Consider the following 22,141-nt stretch of genomic DNA (forward strand, 5'->3'; position numbering starts at 1 on the left):
CTGAAAGATAAACTGGCCCTAATTCACCATCTTTGTGCGTAGTGCACCGTTTTGCACCACAAAGTCGCATGTTACTTACCTGTTTAAAATTAATGTGTAATTAAATTAATAAGTTACCTGTTGGCACAGTGCTTGCTCAAGCATATTTAATCGAAATGCAGGAGCGATCCATGAAAGAAAAATTAGTGCTGATAGGTAATGGTATGGCCGGTGTGCGAACACTGGAAGAATTACTCAAGTTAGCACCTGAAAAATACGACATTACCGTTTTTGGTGATGAGCCTTACGGTAACTACAACCGTATTATGCTTTCACCTGTGCTGGCAGGCGATAAAACCATCGATCAGATCATGATCAACGATCGGCAATGGTATATCGACAATGGCATTACCTTGCATGCCGGTAAAAAAATTACCCATATCAATCGTGTAAAACGCCAACTGGAAACCGCAGAAGGCGAAGTCTTTGAATATGATCGTTTATTGCTGGCCACCGGTTCTCGCCCATTCATGTTGCCCTTACCCGGTCGTGATTTGCCTGGCGTTATCAGTTTCCGCGATATTGCTGATGTCGATACCATGCTGGAAACTGCCAAATCCCATAAAAAAGCCGTTGTTATCGGTGGTGGCTTACTTGGTTTGGAAGCAGCCAATGGTTTGATGATTCAGGGGATGGAAGTCACCGTGGTGCATATTGCTGATGTGTTGATGAATCAGCAATTGGATAAACCTGCTTCGGATTTAATGTTGCATGAGTTGGAAGCCAAAGGGCTTAATTTCCTGATGTCGCATGAAACGGCTGCGATTGAAGGCAAAAAACGGGTTGAAAAAGTCGTCTTTAAAAATGGCACAGAAATCGATACTGACTTAGTTGTGATGGCGGTCGGTATTCGTCCTAATATTGAACTGGCACAATCTGCCGGAATTCATTGTGAACGCGGTATTGTGGTAGATGACACCATGCAGACCTTTGATCCTAAAGTTTATGCAGTGGGGGAATGTGTACAGCATCGTGGTTCAACCTTTGGTCTGGTGGCCCCGTTATTTGAACAGGCTAAAGTCTGTGCCAACCATCTGGCTCAAATGGGTATTGCACGTTATGTCAGCTCCATTACCTCGACCAAACTGAAAGTTACCGGCATTGATTTATTTTCTGCAGGTAACTTTATAGGCGATGAAAGTACTGAAGATCTGGTGTTCAAAGATGCTGCCCGTCATATCTATAAAAAGCTGGTCATTCAGGATGACAAGCTGATAGGTGCGGTTTTATACGGTGATACCGTGGATGGGGCATGGTACTTCCAGTTGATGCGTGATGGCACTGATGTGTCCAGTATCCGTGAGAATATGCTGTTTGGTCAGCACCATATTGGTGACTCTGGCCATGGTGCGACCAATTCTGTCGATGGATTGCCTGATGATGCCGAAATTTGTGGCTGTAACGGTGTTTGCAAAGGCGATATCGTTAAAGCCATCAGTAAACACAGCCTGTTTACTCTTGATGAAGTCAAATCTCATACCAAAGCTTCTGCATCGTGCGGTTCCTGTACCGGTCTGGTTGAGCAATTACTGGCATCGACGCTGGGCAGTGACTTTAACGATACGCCAAGTAAAAAACCCATGTGTGGTTGCACCAGCATGAGTCATGGCGAAGTGAAAAACGCCATTAAAGAACAAGGTTTGAAAACCATTTCTGATCTGATGGTCGCCCTGGAATGGAAAAATGCTGATGGCTGCCACTCATGCCGTCCAGCATTAAACTATTATCTGCTGAGCACTTGGCCAGACTATCAAGATGATCCTCAGTCACGTTTTATCAACGAGCGGGTTCATGCCAATATCCAGAAGGATGGTACCTATTCAGTGGTGCCACGGATTTGGGGTGGGGTAACCAACGCCAATGAGTTACGTGCTATTGCCGATATCTCGGATAAATATAAAGTACCCACCGTAAAAATCACTGGCGGTCAGCGCATCGATTTGCTTGGTGTGAAAAAAGATGATCTGCCGAAAATGTGGGCTGATCTCAGTGAAGCCGGCTTTGTTTCAGGTCATGCTTACGGTAAATCATTACGTACCGTGAAAACCTGTGTGGGTTCAGAATGGTGTCGTTTCGGTACTCAGGACTCCACCGGCTTGGGCATCAAGGTTGAAAAAATGACCTGGGGTTCTTGGACACCGCATAAATTCAAAATTGCTGTATCAGGTTGTCCGCGTAACTGTGCTGAAGCCACCATCAAGGATTTCGGTATTGTCTGTGTTGATTCAGGCTACGAACTGCATGTCGGTGGTAACGGTGGTATCAAAGTTCGTGCGACCGATTTCCTGTGCAAAGTCGCTACTGAAGAAGAAGCGATGGAATACTGTGCAGCCTTTATGCAGCTTTATCGTGAAGATGCCCATTATCTGGAACGTACCGCACCGTGGATTGAACGGGTGGGACTGAAAAGCGTTCAGGCCAAAGTGGTTGATGATCATGACAACCGCAAAGTTCTGGCACAGCGGTTTTACGAGTCACAGGAAAAATCGCAGGGCGATCCCTGGGCGGAACATGCGGCCAAACAGCGCGAAAACTATATTCCCATCAAGCAAGTAGGTTAACAACAGATGCAAAATTGGACTGAAGTAGGACCGGTAGAAAGCGTACCGCAAAAAGGCTCACGAGTGATGACAACGCCGGATGGGGATGTGGCGATTTTTCGGACCAGTGGTGATGAGGTCTTTGCCTTATTTGATCAATGCCCGCATAAAAAAGGTCCGTTATCCCAGGGGATTGTTTACGATAAGCGTGTAGCCTGCCCATTACATAACTGGGTGATTGATTTAAGCAGCGGTGAGGCCACTGGTCCAGACGAAGGTTGCACCCGTTCATTTGATACCAAAGTCGAAGACGGCCTGATTTACATTGCACTCTGAGGATTGACTGTTGGCACAACACGCAACACAAACAACTTGTCCCTATTGTGGCGTCGGCTGCGGCGTTTTAGCTGCTCCGCAAACCGATGGTACGGTCGCCATAAAAGGTGATCCGTCCCATCCCGCTAATTTAGGACGCTTGTGTTCAAAAGGTTCTGCTTTAGGGGAAACCGGCGGTCTGGATAATCGTTTGTTGTATCCACAGGTAAATGGCAAACGGGTTGACTGGGATAACGCACTGAACCATGTCAGTGACCGGTTTAAACAGATCATTGATGAACATGGTCCGGAGGCCGTGGCGTTTTATGTGTCAGGTCAAATTTTGACCGAAGATTACTATATGGCCAACAAGCTGATGAAAGGCTTTATTGGCAGTGGCAATATCGAGACGAATTCGCGCTTATGCATGTCTTCTGCTGTGGCCGCGCATAAACGTGCATTTGGCAGTGATACGGTGCCGTGCAGCTATGAGGATCTCGAACAAACCGATCTGTTGGTGATTGTCGGTTCCAATACTGCATGGTGTCATCCGGTACTGTTTCAGCGTATTACTCAGGCCAAGCAAAACCGGCCGAATATGAAAGTGGTAGTGATTGACCCCCGAAAAACGGCCACCTGCGATATCGCCGATTTGCATCTGCCATTACGGCCCGGTGCGGATGCGTTTTTATTTAATGGTTTGCTGAGTTATCTCAAACAGCATGACTGTATCGACTGGCATTATCTTGAGCAATATGTGGAAGGCTTTGCTTCATCACTGGATTCGGCGGGAAAAACCGCTGCCAATATTCCACAAGTGGCACGTCAGACGGAAATATCTGAAGCCGATATAGCAAAGTTTTATCAATTGTTTGCCTCGACTGAAAAAACTATCAGCCTGTTCTCTCAAGGCGTTAATCAATCGACCAGCGGCACGGATAAATGTAATGCCATTATCAACTGTCACCTGGCCACTGGTCGGATTGGCAAAGTCGGTATGGGGCCGTTTTCCATTACTGGTCAACCCAATGCGATGGGCGGGCGTGAAGTCGGTGGCTTGAGTAATCAGCTGGCGGCTCATATGGAAATAGAAAAACCAGAACATCATGATCGTTTGTCACGTTTCTGGAACACCGATCGCTTAACCAATACTGCCGGTCATAAAACCATTGAGATGTTTCAGGCGATAGAGCGTGGTGACATCAAAGCTGTCTGGATTATTGCCACCAACCCGGTGGTGAGCATCCCGGATGCTGATCAGGTCAAGAGAGCGTTGGAAAAATGTGAATTGGTCATTGTTTCTGAAATTGAAAAGCAAACTGACTGCACCGAATTTGCCGATGTACTGCTGCCGGCGCTTGGTTGGGGCGAAAAAGACGGCACTGTCACCAACTCTGAAAGACGTATCAGTCATCAACGGGCTTTTTTACCAGCACCCGGTGAAGCTAAAGCCGATTGGTGGATGCTCAAGGAAGTCGGCAAACGTATGGGCTTTGCTGAACAGTTTCAGTTTGAAACGGCCGTAGATGTCTTTCGTGAACATGCCAGATTGTCTGCCTTTGAAAATCAGGGACAGCGTGATTTTGATATTAGCGCTCTGGCCAATATCACCGAGCAGGAATATGAATCGTTGCAACCCATTCAGTGGCCAGTGACCGAAAATGCGCCTCAGGGCACAGCGAGAATGTTTACCGATAATCATTTTTATACCGCTTCCGGTAAAGCCAGAATGATTGCGGTTGATCCGCATTATCCGCAAAACGAAGTCGATGATACCTTTCCTTTAGTGTTAAACACCGGCCGTATCCGTGATCAATGGCATACCATGACCCGCACCGGACGGGCACCCAGATTAAATGCGCATATCAGTGAACCGATGATTGATATGCACCCGGTCGATGCCGGCCACTGGCAGATCCAGAACAAGGCTCTGGCCCAGGTTGAAAGCAAATGGGGACGACTCACCGGAAGGGTGAATTTAACTCAGGATCAACGCCCGGGCAGCATCTTTGTGCCTATTCACTGGAATGGACAGTTTGCCTCACAGGCACGTGTTGACACATTGGTCGCACCCCTAACCGATCCCATTTCCGGTCAACCCGAGTCCAAACATACCCCGGTGAATGTACGTCCATTTTTGCCGCGCTGGCATGGTTTTATTTTATCCCGCAAGCCATTGAGCCTCACTGAAACAGCCTATTGGGTCAAAGTCAAAGGTCAGCAGTTCTGGCGCTATGAACTGGCTGGTGAAAACTGGGTAGAGCAACCACTTGAGTGGATTCAGAATATTACAGAACAGCAAGGTGAATGGATCGAATTCAGTGACCAGCGAGCTGGCCGCTATCGTGCTGCCAATATTGTTGATAATCAGTTACAGACTGTGATGTTTCTGGCTGCCGACCATTATCTGCCAGAACGTGGCTGGCTATCTCAATTATTTTCAGAAGAAACACTGGATGGAGCTGCCCGGCAGAGTCTGCTTGCAGGCCGTCCAGGGCCGGGACAGCAGGATAAAGGCAAAATGGTTTGTGCCTGTTTCGGTGTTGGCGAAACCACCATTAAAGACGCTATCCGTAAAGGTGAAGCCAAATCGGTTGATGATATTGGCCGATGTTTAAAAGCAGGGACCAACTGTGGATCCTGCATTCCCGAATTAAAACAGTTGTTGGCTAATTCCTGACAGCTGTCAGGGCAGAGCTTGTTTCTGCCTGAACAAATTGACGAGTGTTGTGTATTTACGATGATGCATTGCCCTCTGAACCGCCCAGCGCGTATGCAGCCATAACGACGTGGCAAATCAATCTCTATTTTTTTGATATTTCGGTCGCCGAAGGTATTTTCGCGGCCCGTAAATTAAGGAAGGATCATGTCAAAATTACCTACATATACTGCAACGACGTTGATGGCGAGCTTCATTGGCACATTTTCAATGACAGCGGCTGCAGCCGAACAAGACAGCTTTATCGAAGCCCTGACTGGCGGAAAGGTCAGTTTTTCTGCCCGTGCCCGTTATGAATCTGTTGAACAGGATAACGACCTGAAAGATGCCGATGCATTTACCGTGCGTTCTACCCTGGGGTATGAAACCGGCCGTTTAAATGGTTTTGGTGCATTTCTTGAGTTTGAGAATGTTACTGATCTGGGCGGTGATAATTACAATAGCACCACTAATGGTGAGACTGAATATTCAGTAGTGGCAGATCCGGATGGTACTGAAGTCAATCAGGCTTATCTGAGTTATCAGGGCTTTGATACCGTTGCGAAATTTGGTCGTCAGCAAATTACCTACCGAGATGCACCATTCCATCGTTATATTGGTAATGTGTTATGGCGGCAGAATCATCAAACCTTTGATGCTTTTTCGATTCAGAATACTTCTTTACCTGATACCAGGCTGAGTTACGCTTTTGTCAATAAAATAAACACTATTTTTGGGGATGATCGTGATGCTGGGATTATCAGAAATGGCGTAATTGATGTTGAAGCTCATTTGCTTAATGCCCAATACAGCGGTTTACCATTTGGCAAACTGGAAGGCTATGGGTATTTATTGGAATATGAAGATGCCGAAGCGACCTCTTCTAAAACATTGGGTGTGCGACTCAGTGGTGCTCCTGCGATCAATGATGCCTGGAATCTGGTTTATACAGCCGAATATGCCCGTCAAAGTGATTATAAAAGCGGCACCATGGATGCTCAGGATTATTATCTGGCAGAGCTGGGTGCCAAGCATAAAGGCTGGATGGCCAAACTCTCTTATGAAGTGCAGGAAGGCGATGGAACGGACAGTTTTAAAACACCCCTGGGCACTAATCATGCGTTTCAGGGCTGGGCCGATCAATTCCTGAACACTCCGGCACAAGGACTGAAAGATGCTTATTTAACAGTCGTTGGCAATGTGATTTTCGGAGCCAAACTGATTGTTTCCTACCATGACTTTGAAACGGACCAGGACAGTCTGGATGCCGGTAATGAGCTGGATGTTCTGTTGGAGAAAACCTTTAACCAGCATTACACCGTGGGTGTGAAATACGCTGATTATCAAGCGGATGATGAATTTCCATCGTTAGTGGATACTGAAAAGTTCTGGGTCTATGGACAAGTTAAGTTCTGATATCTCCTCGGTATTAGAGGCTGTTGATTTTTCATAGCTGCCTTTGTTGTACCAAGCCAGCCCTTCAGGGCTGGCTTTTTTTTATCTGTAATTCTGCTTCGGCGCACCAAAAATAAGCGATGGTCCGTTTACTACAGCCCATTTTAATGCATGACGTGACAAGATGAATTTTTAAGTTACTGATAAATAATAATTTTATCTCTGGCACAGCTTATGCAATATCGTTGTCGTTGCCATACAAAGAAGGAGGCCACAACAATGGGATACTTAGTTGATTTTTTCTATTTGATGAAAGAGTTATTCAAGCTGCTTTTGTTAGTGTTGATTTCTCCCTTAGGCTTAATGGCTGGTTATCTTTTCAGCTGGGAATAATCGGAACAACGACTAATTGAGAGTCAGGCTATGATAGTCAACCCCACCATTGCAGGTGCATTATCGGTAGCAGCATGTTTTGCTGCTACCAGACAATTCACCCTGAATTTCCGTGATAAACGACGTACAGAATTTGCCATTTCTCAACTGGTTAATTTAAAACAGTTAATTGATTTATCTCAGCAACATCGGGGCACCAGCAGTGCTGTCTGTGCTGGAAATGCTTCCCTGGTCGGCAAGCTGACCTTTCTGCAGCAACAAATCGATCAATTTATTCTCGGTGCACAAAACACCGAAATGCAAACGTTACCGCAATGGCAATCGTTTGTAGATCACTGGCCGCGACTTAAAAAGCAGATACTGGATCGCAAGCTGACTCCTCATCAGGTTATCCGGCAGCACAATGCGATGATCGAAGGCCAATTGTCTTTGTTTGATGATCTTAGCCGTTTGTACAACCTTCACCATTTTATGCTGGATAACATCACTCGCTTATCCGAAATCTGTCTTGACACTCTCAGAGCTGCTGAAATTCTCGGCCAAATGCGTGCCGTTGGATCGACCCTATGTGCCCGAGGTCAGGCAGGGGGCACCGAAACGATGATGTTGTCATTCCAACGTTTAACAGCAAACAGCAGGATCGGTGAATTACTCAGGGAAATTGCCGGAATTCGTAATAAAGACCTGGTGGGAATTCTGGCTGGTCAAAACGGTAAAATCGAACGCGATACAGATTTATTGTTACAGACCATTGATCAACAAGTGCTGATTGAAGGTTCGATTACCTTATCAGCCGATGATTACTTTAAAACGGCCTCCCGTGCCATTGATACGGTACTCAATGTGTTTTCTCTTATCATTAACTATGCTGCGGATAATCATGCGAAACTCAACTGACATCATGACACAAAATTTTAACTCCACATTGGTGTGCGATCGTTCTGATATAGCACAGCAATTAGTCGAACAATTGAGTGGCACCATGTTTGAGGTGACCAACCAATCGGCTTCTCTTCCTAAACTAGCCATGAAACAACTCGAATTTACTGGCATGTTCATTCTGGCCGTTCGTAATTGCGATAGTGACATGATGGCGCTTGTCGATATGTTACTCAGACAGCAGCCAATGCCAGTGGTTATTTTCACCGACGTTTATGACGCGCAGGTCGAAAAACAGGCTATTGAGCTTGGCGTCAGTGCGTATGTGGTTGATGGTTTACAACCGCATAGGGTGTTGCCGTTACTGAGCACAGCACGAAACCGTTTTCTGCAACAACAGACGATGCGTCAACAGGTGCAATCACTGGAAACCAAACTGGCAGAACGCAAGATTATTGACCGTGCAAAAGGCGTTTTGATGCAGCAGCGTCAGTGCAGTGAGGACGAAGCTTATCGTCTGTTACGCACCACAGCGATGAACCAGAACATGCGTCTGGCGATGTTGGCAAAACAGGTCTTGGCTACAGCAAACCTGCTGGAAACTCATCCTCATAACTGAGTTAAATAAAATGGTCTGTTACTGCACCATCTGAGTGCCAGACCTTTTGTTAAGCCCCAAAGCGACGCAAGTTGAAATTGATTATTAGTAAAGCGATTTTATAAGTGATTGAAATATATTATTTTTTAAATAGGTATGTGATTGGCATATTAACTGCAAATAGGACAGTGGGATCTGTTGTTTTTTCATAGCCGTTTTTGTTCTTGGCTATGAAAATCAGAGGGTCTTGGAACAATCCAACGCAGGATTGAAAACCGTGTCTGGAAATGATTTCCCCGGTATCGGGCAACGTCGCCGTTTTCTGTCCTCTGGCCTTGTTTTTATGATCTCCAGTAATGGAATCATCAGAATGAACTGGCCCTAAAAGTTGGAGCTATTTATGTCTTTACCTAAAGTAAATTCACATTCCATACGCCGCTGGTTATCTGCCGTTGGCATCATTGGTGTTATCAGTTTTTCGACAAACTCACTGGCAGCTCCGGGAGAGCTGGAAAAAGAAGATCTTCGCCTCGGTTTTATCAAGCTCACCGATATGGCGCCATTAGCAATCGCCTATGAAAAAGGTTTTTTTGAAGATGAAGGCTTGTACGTCACGCTGGAAGCCCAGGCAAACTGGAAAGTGCTGCTGGATGGAGTAATTAATGGTGCACTTGATGGTGCTCATATGCTTGCCGGACAACCGCTTGGTGCGACAATTGGTTATGGAACTCAGGCCGATATCATTACCGCCTTCAGTATGGATCTCAATGGTAATGCGATCACCGTTTCCAATAATGTATGGGAACAGATGAAACCGCATATCCCCACGGCTGAGGATGGCAAGCCCCAGCATCCAATCAGTGCTGAAGCTTTAAAACCGGTTATTGATAGTTACAAACAGCAAGGTAAGTCGTTCAATATGGGCATGGTTTTTCCTGTCTCCACCCATAACTATGAATTACGTTACTGGCTGGCAGCTGGTGGCATTCATCCAGGCTATTACGCACCGCACAAAGGTGACAGTAGTGGTCAGCTTAAGGCAGAAGCCTTGTTATCGGTCACACCTCCACCTCAAATGCCATCGACGATGGAAGCTGGAACCATTGAAGGTTATTGCGTGGGCGAGCCATGGAATCAGCAGGCAGTATTTATGGAGATCGGGGTACCGGTGATTACCGACTACGAAATCTGGAAAAATAACCCAGAGAAGGTGTTCGGTGTTAGCCAGCAATGGGCTGATGAAAACCCCAACACCCATATTGCATTAGTTAAGGCCCTTATCCGTGCTGCACATTGGCTGGATGCTGAGAATAATGCCAATCGTCCTGAGGCCGTTGAAATACTTTCACAAAGTTATTATGTCGGTGCTGATTATGATGTCATTGCTAACAGTATGACGGGCACCTTTGAATACGAAAAAGGTGATAAACGTGAAATCCCCGATTTCAACGTGTTTTTCCGTTATAACGCGACCTATCCATATTACAGTGACGCCATCTGGTATCTGACCCAAATGCGTCGTTGGGGCCAGATCCCGGAAGCCAAATCGGATAGCTGGTATACCGATATGGCAAAGAAAGTTTATCGTCCCGATATTTATCAAATTGCAGCAAAAGAATTGATTGAAGAGGGCAAGTTAGCTGTAACAGATTTCCCAGATTTCACCTCTGAAACGGGTTTCAAACCGGCTCAAAATGAGTTTATCGATGGTATCGAATTTGACGGGACAGCACCTAATGCTTACCTGGAAAAATTTGCCATTGGCCTGAAAGGAGAGGAGCAGGTGGATTAATTCCCCTGCTTTTCATAAAACGGACAAAGATGGACTCTTATGAACGATAAACTTATATATTTTCTGGAAATAACGGGGCTCAACTGGTTCGTCCCACTGGCGAAAATCGCTGGTGGGGAACCCGCCGGGTTTCAATTTCAACAGCTAGTAAAAATGATTGGTTTGCCATTGATAGCGATGCTTGCCTTTCTATTTTTCTGGCATTTTGGAGCTGCCAAAGTTGATACCAGTCTTGGCCAATTACCCGGACCGGTTCAGGTATGGGAGCAGGTTAAGGTGCTGAATGAAGAACATCAGGCTGAACGTCAGCGTGAGACAGATTTTTATCAGCGCCAGGAACAGCGGAATGCGAACAAACTGGCGAAAAATCCCGATGCCGAAATTAAAGTTCGGGACTTCAATGGAAGACCCACTTTTATTGATCAGATATGGACCAGTCTGTTTACCGTATTTGTCGGTTTTCTGCTGGCCAGTTTGATTGCGATTCCGATCGGTATCGTCAGTGGTTTAAGTCAAAATCTGTATAACGCAATAAATCCTCTGATCCAGATTTTCAAACCAGTGTCACCACTGGCCTGGCTGCCCATTGTGACCATGGTGGTCAGTGCAGTGTATGTCTCGGCCGATCCGATGTTCTCCAAGTCATTTATTACCTCGGCCATCACCGTTATGTTGTGTTCTTTGTGGCCGACCTTGATTAATACTGCGGTTGGCGTGTCCTCCATTGATCGTGACTTGCTTAATGTGGGAAAGGTGTTGCGACTGGGATATTTCACGACGGTGTGGAAAATCGTGGTTCCTTCTTCCATTCCGATGATTTTTACCGGATTGAGAATTTCGCTGGGGATCGGCTGGATGGTATTAATTGCAGCAGAAATGCTCGCACAAAACCCGGGGCTGGGTAAGTTTGTCTGGGATGAGTTCCAAAATGGCAGTTCCAATTCGCTCAGCCGTATTATGGTCGCGGTATTGGCGATTGGTCTGATTGGCTTTGCCTTGGATCGCATTATGCTCACATTGCAGAAGTTTTTCTCATACGACAAAACCGCAAATATTCGCTAGGAGCAGACAATGGAAAGTTATTTAAATATCGATCATGTCAGCATTGATTTTCCAACCGCCAATGGCCCATTTAGGGCGTTGGACAATGTGAACATCCAAATCAATAAAGGCGAATTTGTCAGTATTATTGGTCACTCAGGCTGTGGTAAATCGACCGTTATGAATATTGTTGGTGGTTTGTATCAGGCCACTGAAGGTGGAGTGATTCTCCAGGGCAAAGAGGTAAATGAACCGGGTCCGGATCGGGCTATCGTGTTCCAGAATCATGCCTTGTTTCCCTGGCTTACTTGTTATCAAAATGTCGAATTGGCAGTGAAATCGGTGTTTGGTAAAACCCGTAATCGTCAGCAAATTCGTGACTGGACATTGCATAATCTGGAATTGGTGCATATGACTCATGCCAAAGATAAACTACCCGCGGAAATTTCAGGTGGTATGAAACAACGTATCGGTATTGCAAGAGCGTTGGCAATGGAGCCAAAAGTCTTGTTAATGGATGAGCCATTCGGTGCATTGGATGCGTTGACTCGTGCCCATTTACAAGATTCGTTGATGGAAATTCAGGCAGATTTGAACAACACCGTTATTATGATTACCCATGATGTGGATGAAGCCGTGTTGCTGTCTGACAAAATCGTGATGATGACCAATGGTCCGGCAGCCAGTATTGGTGAAATTCTGCAGGTAGATCTTCCCAGACCCAGACAAAGACTGGACTTGGCAGATAATGCCGATTACAACCATTACCGTTCTGAAGTGATTAAATTTTTACATCAAAGGCATGCCAGGAAGGCTGCCTAATGCGTTGAAATGAGCTAAATAAGACGCGTTGGCATGGATGCAAGTGTGAATCAAACCTGCTCAACTTGGGCAGGTTTGATAATTAACAAAACTTCTCGGTGAATTGACCGCTATATTATGTTGAACACAGTTGCTTTCCAATCAGAATTTAAAGGTATGCCAATGCAGCAGATGCATGATGCTGAACAAACCAGTCTATATGTGACGGCTGATTATCATCATTTAACGTTGAGCAGTCATTTTCAGCCCATTTTCAGCATCTCGCATCGTCGTCCTGTTGGCTACGAAGGACTGATTCGCGCGGTCGATACAGAACAACAACCTCATTCACCACTAGAACTGCTGGCAATACCCCAAACCGGTGTTGAAAACCTGTCTTTGGATCGATTATGTCGACGGTTGCATATGCACAATTTTGCCCGTCAGCCGAATGGTGAAACATGGTTGTTTTTGAACCTGAATTCACAATGTCTGGTTTCTGAGCGGCCGGATGCCGGCTTTATGAACACATTATTTGAACAAACCGGTATTACTCCCCATCGCGTGGTGATTGAAATTCTCGAAAGTGAAATTGATGACCGGCAATACTTACGTAGTTTGATTCGCCACTTTCGGGATTTGGGCTGCCTGATAGCGATTGATGATTTTGGTGCCGGCCATTCCAATTTTGATCGTATCTGGGAATTGGAACCGGATATTGTAAAAATTGATCGCAGCATGATCCATGGTGCGGGCACCTCGAGTCGAGTTGAACGCATTCTGACTGGCGTCGTTTCACTGATCCACGAAGCCGGTAGTCTGGTGGTAATAGAAGGGGTGGAAACTGAACGGGAAGCGCTGGTGGCTATTGCCGCCAACGCCGATATGGTTCAGGGGTTCTATTTTGCCCGCCCGCAACAACGTATCTCCCAAAACACGAAATTTGCTGAAGATATTGATCATCTTTTGAAAATTCAGCAACGCCAGCGTTTTAAAAACAGCCATCAAATGAATCAGGATTTCAAAAAGATCGAAACACTGTTTCGTCAGGCTGTCAGTGAATTTTCTATTACCAATGCCTTTGATACCAGCACGCTTATTTTGTTTAAGGAAAAGCGTGCGGTGCGCTGTTATTTATTGGATGAAGTAGGCTATCAGATGGCCAGAAATGTCTATTCTCCACATTACCAGCAAAAAATGGATACGCGTTTTACCCCGCTTTTGTCAGGTGATAATGCTAATTGGTCACACAAACACTATCATTTCAGAGCCATTGAACATCCCGGTGAAATGCAGGTTAGTCGACCTTATCTATCCGTTGCAGATTCCAGAATGTGCATCACGGTTTCCCAGACGGTAGTGGTACATAACAAGCTTTATGTGTTTTGTTGCGATCTGGACTGGCAGGACGATTAACGCTAAAAATCCTTAGCGGATAACAAGGGGGGGGCATGTTTGAGGTAATCAAAAAGTACCGATATTTTTTGCTGCCACTCAGTCTGGTGATTATCTTTGATGTCACGTTACTGGCAATGAATTATCATATTTCGGTTCAGCTGGAAGCTTCCTCAATCAATATCAATATTGCTGGTCGTCAACGCATGTTGTCACAGAAAATGACCAAAGCACTGTTGTTAATGCGATATCAGCAGAGTCAGGGGCTTAGTACCGACGAGGCTTATCAGGAATTGATGGAGGCCATGTCCTTATTCGATCAAACTCTTAACGCCATGATGAATGGTGGTGAAACGTTAAGCGCCAATGGTCAACTTATTCAGGTTGAACAATTCAAGGAAACCGTAATTCAAAAAACACTGAAGCAGTCAATTGAGTTGTGGGAACCGTTGTACCGGTCTATTCAACAAATGCAGCTTAGGGAATCGGCGTTGGAGCAACTGGTGAATGCCATGGTGGCGGATAATCCGCAGTTACTTGCCCTGATGAATAAATTAACCAATCAACTCGAAGCTTCTGCTAAACGGCAAACATATTTGTTGAGAGGACTACAGAGCATTATTGTGATTTTGATTCTGTTGTCATTTGTGATGGCAATAAGTCGATTGATCCGTCGCGAGCAGTATTTCAGCAAGCTGATGGAAAAAAGCTCAGATATCGTTATCGTCATCAATTCTGCCAGTGGCAATATCACCTTTATTAGTGCGTCAGTGAAATTATTGCTGCAACACGAAGAACGTTATTATCTCGGCCAACACTACCACCGCCTGTTTGATCAGGAATCAGCGACACGCATCTCACATTTATTATTACTGGCCAAAAAATTTCGTCCTTTGCCTTATAGCCGCTGTGAAGTACAACTGGTCAGGGCTGACAATGCACTAATTGATGCGGAAATGTTACTTCAACTCAATCGTAGTGAAGATGGTCGCACCATTGAACTCAGCGGTGATATTCGTGATATTACCGAACGCAAACAATTGGAGCTGGCGCTCACCGAAATGGCGCATAAAGACAGTTTGACCGGTCTGGCCAACCGGGCACAGTTCAGCCTGCTGGCAGAGCAGGCCATATTACAGGCACAGCGTAAGGGTACTTCGCTGGCGATGATGTTTATTGATCTGGATAACTTCAAATCCGTTAATGACGACTGTGGTCATCATGTGGGTGATGCTTTATTAAAAGAGGTGGCCCAGCGCATTGGTCAGCGTTTACGTGCATCGGATACCGTATTCCGTATTGGTGGAGATGAGTTTGTCGTGCTGATTAGTGATGTAGCTAAAGATACGCATTTACAAACGGTAGGCGATAAAATCATTGCCACACTTTCCGAAAAAATGGTGATTGATAACTGCCCTTGTCAGGTGGGGGCCAGTATTGGCATTGCCCGTTATCCCGAGGACGGTGAAAACATTGATGCCTTGTTAAAAGCAGCCGATGAAGCGATGTACCGGGTAAAACAATCAGGCAAGAATGCAGTGGCCTTTGTCGCCTGACAATCTGCACAGCCATGGTGCAGCAAGAATAACTACGGCTTAAATAAGTGCATAAGATACCTGTTTAAATAATAAGTACTTAACAAAATCAATAGCTTATAAGTTGGCATAATTCCCGCTTTAGATGATGACCAATGTTGGTCAAACGTTCTGAAGTGAGAACACAATGTCTGCCTCAAATTTAAAATTTTTATCCTTCAGCGGTAACAGCCGCATTTTACATCTCAGCTGGATGGCTTTTTTTATCAGTTTTGTGGTCTGGTTTAACCATGCACCATTACTGGTTTCGATTAAAGAAACACTTGGCCTCACCGACCAGCAAGTTAAAACTCTATTGATTCTGAATGTCGCGCTGACCATTCCTGCCCGGATTGTGGTGGGGATGTTAGTAGATAAATACGGCCCCAAAATCATGTATTCATTGCTGCTGGGGATTTCCAGTATGTTGTGTTTCTTTTTTGCGATGGCCGACAGTTTTGAACAAATGGCCTTAGCTCGTTTTATGCTGGGCTTTGTTGGTGCCGGTTTTGTTATCGGTATTCGAATGATTTCAGAGTGGTTTCCAGCTAAACAGGTCGGTCTGGCGGAAGGCATTTACGGGGGCTGGGGTAATTTTGGTTCAGCTGCAGCGGCGATGAGTCTGCCGACGATTGCGTTGATGTTTGGCGGTGATGAAGGCTGGCGTTATGCGGTAGCGCTGACCGGCTTAATTGCATTGATTTATGCGTTTATCTATTACAACAGCGTTTCTGATACGCCAAAAGGGTCAACTTATTTCAAACCGAAAAAGTCCGGGGCAATGGAAGTTACCAGCAAAGGCGACTTTGTTTTATTAATTCTGATGACTCTGCCGATGTATGGCGCTTTGGCACTACTGGCCTGGAAACTGTCTCCAAACGGGGTCTCATTACTGACTGAATCAGTATCCATGCTGATTTATGCTGGACTAATACTGTTGTTTTTGTACCAGCTTTATCATATTTTTCAGGTCAACAAATCTATATTTCATACGCCGGTTCCAGAAATTCATCGTTACAAATTCAAGCAGGTCGCGGTGCTGAATCTGGCCTATCTGGCAACGTTCGGTTCTGAGTTAGCGGTGGTGTCGATGTTACCGCTATTTTTCAGTGAAACATTTGATATTACTGTTGTTCAGGCCGGACTACTGGCATCCGGTTTTGCCTTTATGAATCTGGTCTCACGCCCAACCGGCGGTTACTTCAGTGATAAGCTGGGTCGTAAATTGACGCTGACCATTTGTCTGGCAGGCCTGGCTGTGGGCTATTTTGTTATGGGCCTGATTACGCCTGAATGGTTTATTGTATTAGCTGTGTTGGCGACCATGTGCTGTTCGTTCTTTGTTCAGGCGGGTGAAGGAGCGGTGTTTGCTGTGGTACCTTTAGTGCAACGTCGTCTGACGGGACAAATTGCTGGCATGGCAGGCGCATATGGTAATGTCGGTGCGTTATTGTTTTTGACGGTATTGTCCGTGGTCTCAGCGCAGTTGTTTTTCTGGGTAATTGCTGCCACCGCGGTTGTTACCTTGATCGTAGTGCAATTTATGGATGAGCCGCGCGGCCAGATGGCAGAAGTATTGCCGGATGGAACCGTGCAAATGATCGACGTGCATTAAACGGGATCGAGATCATGCTGAAAGTCCGTTGCGGGCAATACTCGCGGGCCGGAGTGAAAGCCGAAAATCAGGATGCGATCGGTTTTTATGCCCCGGAGAACAGCTTGCTGCTGGAAAGCAAGGGTACCATCTGTGCAATTGCCGATGGTATCAGTAGCAGCGAACAGGCCCGCGAGGCCAGTCATGCCGCCATCACCGGATTTATTGCTGATTATTTCAGTACACCAGATACCTGGTCGGTCAAACAATCCGGTGGCAAGGTTTTAACGGCGATAAATGTCTGGCTGTGTGGCCAGAGTCATCAGTTTCGGGAAATGTCACGAGGCTTTGCTACGACCTTCTCGGCGGTGATTATCAAATCAGTTACCGCTCATCTATTTCATGTTGGCGATGCCCGTATCTATCATTATCGTAATAATACGCTGGAACAACTAACCCAGGATCACCGTATAAAACTGGATCAAGGAAAGGAATATCTGGGACGGGCATTGGGAGTCGATTATGCTTTGGATATCGACTATAAAAACCTGGCTGTGGAACAGGGTGATGTTTTTATATTGATGACGGATGGTGTTTATGAGTTTGTTGCAGACAATGTCATTAAACAGCAGTTAAGCGACAATGCTGATCCTGAGCAGTGTGCCAAAGAATTGTGTGAGTTAGCGTTGCAAAACGGCAGTGGAGATAATGTAAGCTGCCAAGTGTTTTGTATTGACGAGTTATCTGATCCCAAGCCGGATGAAGTCTATGCCCGATTGACGGCGTTACCGTTTCCACCAGAATTGTACGAAGGTGTCATTCTTGATGGTTACCGGGTGTTACGTGAGCTGCATGCCAGTTCCACCAGTCAGCTGTATCTGGCAATAGATACCCAAACCCAGCAGAAAGTGGTGTTGAAAACACCCTCAGTAAACTTTGAAGATGATCCGGCCTATCTGGAACGTTTTCAGCTGGAAGAGTGGATTGGACGACGAATTGACAATGCCCATGTCGTTCGCATCGTTGAGCAACAGCGTCCCCGACGCTTTCTTTATTATGTGATGGAATATGTGGCGGGCAAAACGCTGCAACAGAAACTGGATGATGAAGGGCCACTTAGTCTGAGTGAAGTCAGACAGATACTCCCACAACTGATCTCAGGACTTCGGGCATTTCACCGACTGGATATGCTGCATCAAGATCTTAAGCCCGGTAATGTCCTGCTTAGTGATGAAGGTGTGGTGAAAATTATTGATTTTGGTTCCACCCGAATAGCTGGTATCGCGGATGTGGCATCGCCGATAGAACGCAAAAAACTGCTGGGAACCAAAGAATTTACCGCGCCTGAATATCTACTGGGAGAACAGGCGGGAGTGCAGGCTGATCAGTTTTCTTTGGGCTCGATTATTTACCAATTGCTGAGCGGACAGTTACCTTACGGAAAGCGTTTCGAAAAACACATAAATCGTCAGCAATTGAGCCGCCTGAATTATAAATCTCTGACGCTAGTGACAAACGATATTCCTGTGTGGGTTGATAAAGCGATAGAAAAGTCCGTACAGCTTAATCCACAACGACGCTATGAAGCCTTATCCGAACTGCAGACGGATCTGCTAAAACCCAACCCGGCATTTTTACAAACTGAATTTGTGCCATTGATTGAACGTCATCCTGTGCGATTCTGGCAAACGTTAGCAGTATTAAGTTTGTTATTTAATCTACTATTGCTGTACCAACTATTGGGTTGATGGTGTCAGATCTTCATTTCTGATCGGTCACAAAGTAAAGAGGGGTCTACTAGGTGAGATTTCAGACTTCGCTTGATTTTAGTGATGGGAAACAACCATTGAAAACTCATTTGTATCAGAAGCAGTAATGCTAATAAACAATGAAAACTGATGATGAGAAATTGTTTAATACTGCGTTTGTTGAACATATATCACCCCACAACAACCAATCTAACAGTGTGGGAAAAATTAGCAGACAAATCTGAATTCAAGCTGAAGGATTTATTCCTGTTTAATACGTTAACAATCCATATTAGTAAAAACCAAAAAGCCGGGACAAGTCCCGGCTTTTTGAGAGATTTTAAATCGACTTATTTAATCGGCAGGAAATACAGTTTTCCGGCTTTCATATCGGGCATCAGAATATGTTTGCCATCGGCTGATAAAGCAATATCGGCTGCGGCTTCATACTCGTCGGTGATTAGTTGTGGCGTAGCTTTAGCTTCATTTAACTGCCATACCTTGCCGTTATTCCAGTCACTGATATATAAAAATCCATCAGTATCCCGAACCAGACCGTCTGCACCCCCAAAACCAGTGTTTACTTTGGTGGCTTTAGCGGAGTCAATATCCAGCTGGAACAAATCACCAGTGCCAAAATCAGCTACCAGCATCTTGTTATAGCCATCCATTAACAAACCATTGGGACGTTTGATACCGGAATTCTGGTTGATGATTTCAGTTACCTTGCCTTTGGCTGTAACTCGATAAATACCGGCATCTTTGCCGTTATCATCACCACTGTCGGACACATAGATATTGCCATGACCATCGATTTCGACATCATTGAGAAACACTGGTTTACCTGGAAAGTCAGCTGATTTAACCATCACTTCGCTTTTGCCATCCAGACTGATTTTCACCAATTGATCGACATCGGCAACGTATAAGGTGTTGTTAAACATATCGATGCCTTTTGGATCGTTCAGGCCATCAACTAACGTTTCAGTGCTGCCATCGGTGTTCACAACAGTGACTTTACCATCACCTTTTTTACCAAACTCACCGATTTCAGTGACAAATACCCGTCCATCCGGATGGGCGATAGCTGATTCCGGCATCATCAGATCTTCTATCGTGTTGTTGCCATGACTTGTGCTGGTGGTTTGAGCATCACTCTGTTGTTCACCGTAACTGACGCGGTAAATCACACCATTAAAATCATCAGAGACCAGCACCGAACCATCAGGTAATTGCAAGACGTCAGTTGGACGTCCCCACGCTTCACCATCCTTTAACCAGCCATCAATAAAGGTTTCATGACCACTGACTTCATTGTTTTCATCAAACGTGACACGCATTAACTGATAGCCAACCGGTTCTGTGCGGTTCCATGAACCATGCTGGGCAATGATGACATCACCTTTGAAATCTTCCGGGAACATGTTGCCGGTATAAAACTTCATGCCTAGTGCGGCGGCGTGTGCTTGAAATTCGACAACGGGATAAGTAACGTCTTTAGGCGGTGTTTTATCGGCCCAGTCTTCATGACGTTCTTTACCGCCGGCATAGTAGGGGAAGCCAAAGTGCATGCCTTTTTCAGGTGCAGCGTTTAATTCACCCGGTGGAATGTCATCACCCATCATATCGGTGTTGTTATCGGTGAAATACAATGTTCCGGTGTCCGGTTGGAAATCCATACCGACAGAATTACGAATACCTTCAGCATAGATTTCAACATCACTGCCATCTGGATTCATCCGGATAATGGTGGCTTCCTGACCTTTTACGTCGCAAATATTACATGGAGCGCCGACGGTGACATAGAGTTTGCCATCGGGTCCAAAGTCAATATAACGCCAGCCATGATGCGCTTTATCAGGCAGATCTTCATAAATCACTTCGCGCATTTCTTTAAAGGGTAGGCTCAGATCAAAGCCGGGCGCTGCATAGCGGGCAATACGGTTTTGTTCGGCAACATATAAGTTGCCCTGATACATGGCGACACCGTTACCCACTTTAAGGTCGTCAAGAATAGTGACCACTTCATCGGCTTTACGATCTTTATTACGATCCACTACTGCATAAGCTTTTTGGCCACGGGTACCGACAAACACGGTACCGGTGGACTGGCCCAGTGCCATTTGCCGTGCGCCAGGCACTTCTGCATAAACTTCAACTTTAAAGCCATCAGGTACATTGAGTTTATGCAGGTTTTTTTCGACATCAGCTGCATCGGCGAAGCTAGCAGTGCTAATTAAACCAAGCGAAGCAAGGGTTAAGGCACTTAGAGTCTTGAGGTTAAACTTCATAGGATTCCTCCATTGTGAAAAGCATTAGGTTTTTGATGTGGTGACAATGATTTTGCCAATTTGTTGGTTGGATTCCATGTACTGATGTGCAGCAACAATGTCATCCAATAAATAGGTTTTGGCAATAACCGGTTTGAGGTGGCCAGCCGCTAAGCCTTTTTCGATAAATTCCACACCGCGTTGTAAACGTTCGGCATCCTGGCTGATTTCAAACAGGGTATAACCACGGAAGGTGAGGCCTTTTGCCAGAGCAGTAAATAATGGAAAAGGTGTTGCGTCAGTGCTTAACGCACCGTAGACGAAAATTTGTGCGAATCGTCCACAGGCGTTGGCTAATTCATTTAATGCAGGCCCGGCGACAGGATCAAACACCATATCCGCACCTTTACCACCCGTAATCAGCTGGACCTGTTCGGTTATTTGCTGGGAGTCACTGACAATAACATGTTTGGCGCCATGTTCAAGCAACAAGGCCTTTTTAGCCGCTGTGCGGGTGATTGCTACTGGAAGGGCACCAACATGATTCGCTATCTGAATGGCGGCCAGACCGACACTGCTCGATGCCGCTGGAATCAGTAATGTCTGTCCTTGGGTTAACTGCCCAATATCAACCAATGCACCCCATGCGGTGAGATATTGCATCCACACAGCTGCTGCCTCATCGTCAGAAATACTGGCGGGTTGTTTAACAATGGCATGAACCGGCAAAACAGCTTTTTCAGCATAAGTTCCGTATTGATTCATTGAAAAAGCTGGAATCACATTGACCTTATCGCCAGTTTTGAACTGGCTGACATTGGAGCCTACCTGTTCAATAATACCTGACGCCTCGTAGCCTAGTCGTGCAGGAAGCTCGGGCGTTTCCAGGTATTGACCACTGCGAAACATGACCTCGGCACGATTCAGACCGATGCTATTAATTTTCAGCAGCACTTCGTCGGCTTGCGGAGCGGACACCTGCATGTCGTCCAGTTGTAAAACTTCAGGTCCACCTGTTCGATGGAAACGAACAACTTTGCTCATAAAAATCTCCGGGTAATTGGTAGAA

At 45.6% G+C, this 22,141-nt stretch carries 15 protein-coding genes; 13 read left to right on the forward strand and 2 right to left on the reverse strand.

The window, feature by feature from the left end:
- The first annotated feature begins 170 nt into the window (after positions 1-170).
- From nirB to B4F66_RS00310, 13 genes are all read left to right on the forward strand, one after another.
- The gene (nirB, locus tag B4F66_RS00250) at positions 171-2,600 is read left to right on the forward strand and encodes a nitrite reductase large subunit NirB (protein ID WP_292354119.1); all 2,430 of its coding nucleotides are present in this window, start codon (positions 171-173) and stop codon (positions 2,598-2,600) included.
- A 6-nt stretch (positions 2,601-2,606) separates the two neighbouring features.
- Positions 2,607-2,915, forward strand: coding sequence for a nitrite reductase small subunit NirD (gene nirD, locus B4F66_RS00255; RefSeq protein ID WP_292354121.1), 309 nt, complete (start codon positions 2,607-2,609; stop codon positions 2,913-2,915).
- Positions 2,916-2,925: 10 nt separating this feature from the next.
- Positions 2,926-5,574, forward strand: coding sequence for a nitrate reductase (locus tag B4F66_RS00260; protein WP_292354123.1), 2,649 nt, complete (start codon positions 2,926-2,928; stop codon positions 5,572-5,574).
- Positions 5,575-5,760: 186 nt separating this feature from the next.
- Positions 5,761-7,008 (forward strand): hypothetical protein, encoded by a 1,248-nt coding sequence (locus B4F66_RS00265; RefSeq protein ID WP_292354125.1) that lies wholly within the window; start codon positions 5,761-5,763, stop codon positions 7,006-7,008.
- A 402-nt stretch (positions 7,009-7,410) separates the two neighbouring features.
- A complete protein-coding gene (locus B4F66_RS00270) occupies positions 7,411-8,277 on the forward strand; it encodes a nitrate- and nitrite sensing domain-containing protein (RefSeq protein ID WP_292354127.1) in 867 nt (288 codons plus the stop codon).
- Positions 8,261-8,878, forward strand: a complete 618-nt coding sequence (locus B4F66_RS00275; protein ID WP_292399533.1) for an ANTAR domain-containing response regulator — start codon at positions 8,261-8,263, stop codon at positions 8,876-8,878. Before B4F66_RS00270 ends, B4F66_RS00275 begins: the two co-directional genes overlap by 17 nt.
- A 379-nt stretch (positions 8,879-9,257) precedes the next feature.
- The gene (locus B4F66_RS00280; protein ID WP_292354131.1) at positions 9,258-10,649 is read left to right on the forward strand and encodes a CmpA/NrtA family ABC transporter substrate-binding protein; all 1,392 of its coding nucleotides are present in this window, start codon (positions 9,258-9,260) and stop codon (positions 10,647-10,649) included.
- 39 nt (positions 10,650-10,688) lie between these two features.
- Positions 10,689-11,711 carry an ABC transporter permease gene (locus tag B4F66_RS00285; RefSeq protein WP_292354133.1) on the forward strand — a complete coding sequence of 341 codons (1,023 nt, stop codon included), beginning with the start codon at positions 10,689-10,691 and terminating at the stop codon, positions 11,709-11,711.
- Between the two features lie 9 nt (positions 11,712-11,720).
- On the forward strand, positions 11,721-12,512 hold the full coding sequence (locus tag B4F66_RS00290; RefSeq protein WP_292354135.1) for an ABC transporter ATP-binding protein: 792 nt from the start codon (positions 11,721-11,723) through the stop codon (positions 12,510-12,512).
- 117 nt (positions 12,513-12,629) lie between these two features.
- Positions 12,630-13,907: an EAL domain-containing protein gene (locus B4F66_RS00295; protein WP_292412901.1), complete on the forward strand. Its 1,278-nt coding sequence runs from the start codon at positions 12,630-12,632 to the stop codon at positions 13,905-13,907.
- A gap of 35 nt (positions 13,908-13,942) precedes the next feature.
- Positions 13,943-15,442 carry a diguanylate cyclase domain-containing protein gene (locus tag B4F66_RS00300; protein WP_292354139.1) on the forward strand — a complete coding sequence of 500 codons (1,500 nt, stop codon included), beginning with the start codon at positions 13,943-13,945 and terminating at the stop codon, positions 15,440-15,442.
- A 166-nt stretch (positions 15,443-15,608) separates the two neighbouring features.
- The gene (locus B4F66_RS00305; RefSeq protein ID WP_292354141.1) at positions 15,609-17,075 is read left to right on the forward strand and encodes a NarK family nitrate/nitrite MFS transporter; all 1,467 of its coding nucleotides are present in this window, start codon (positions 15,609-15,611) and stop codon (positions 17,073-17,075) included.
- Between the two features lie 14 nt (positions 17,076-17,089).
- Positions 17,090-18,802 (forward strand): bifunctional protein-serine/threonine kinase/phosphatase, encoded by a 1,713-nt coding sequence (locus tag B4F66_RS00310; protein WP_292354143.1) that lies wholly within the window; start codon positions 17,090-17,092, stop codon positions 18,800-18,802.
- A 350-nt stretch (positions 18,803-19,152) separates the two neighbouring features.
- Here the strand turns inward: B4F66_RS00310 and B4F66_RS00315 are convergent, their stop codons facing one another.
- Together B4F66_RS00315 and B4F66_RS00320 are read right to left on the reverse strand one after the other, a co-directional pair.
- Positions 19,153-21,093, reverse strand: a complete 1,941-nt coding sequence (locus B4F66_RS00315; RefSeq protein ID WP_292354145.1) for an SMP-30/gluconolactonase/LRE family protein — start codon at positions 21,091-21,093, stop codon at positions 19,153-19,155.
- A gap of 24 nt (positions 21,094-21,117) precedes the next feature.
- Complete coding sequence (locus tag B4F66_RS00320; RefSeq protein WP_292354147.1) at positions 21,118-22,116, reverse strand: zinc-dependent alcohol dehydrogenase family protein; 999 nt, start codon at positions 22,114-22,116, stop codon at positions 21,118-21,120.
- Positions 22,117-22,141 lie beyond the last annotated feature (25 nt).

Origin of the sequence: Methylophaga sp. UBA3603 (assembly GCF_002375335.1) — a bacterium.
Taxonomy (GTDB): domain Bacteria; phylum Pseudomonadota; class Gammaproteobacteria; order Nitrosococcales; family Methylophagaceae; genus Methylophaga.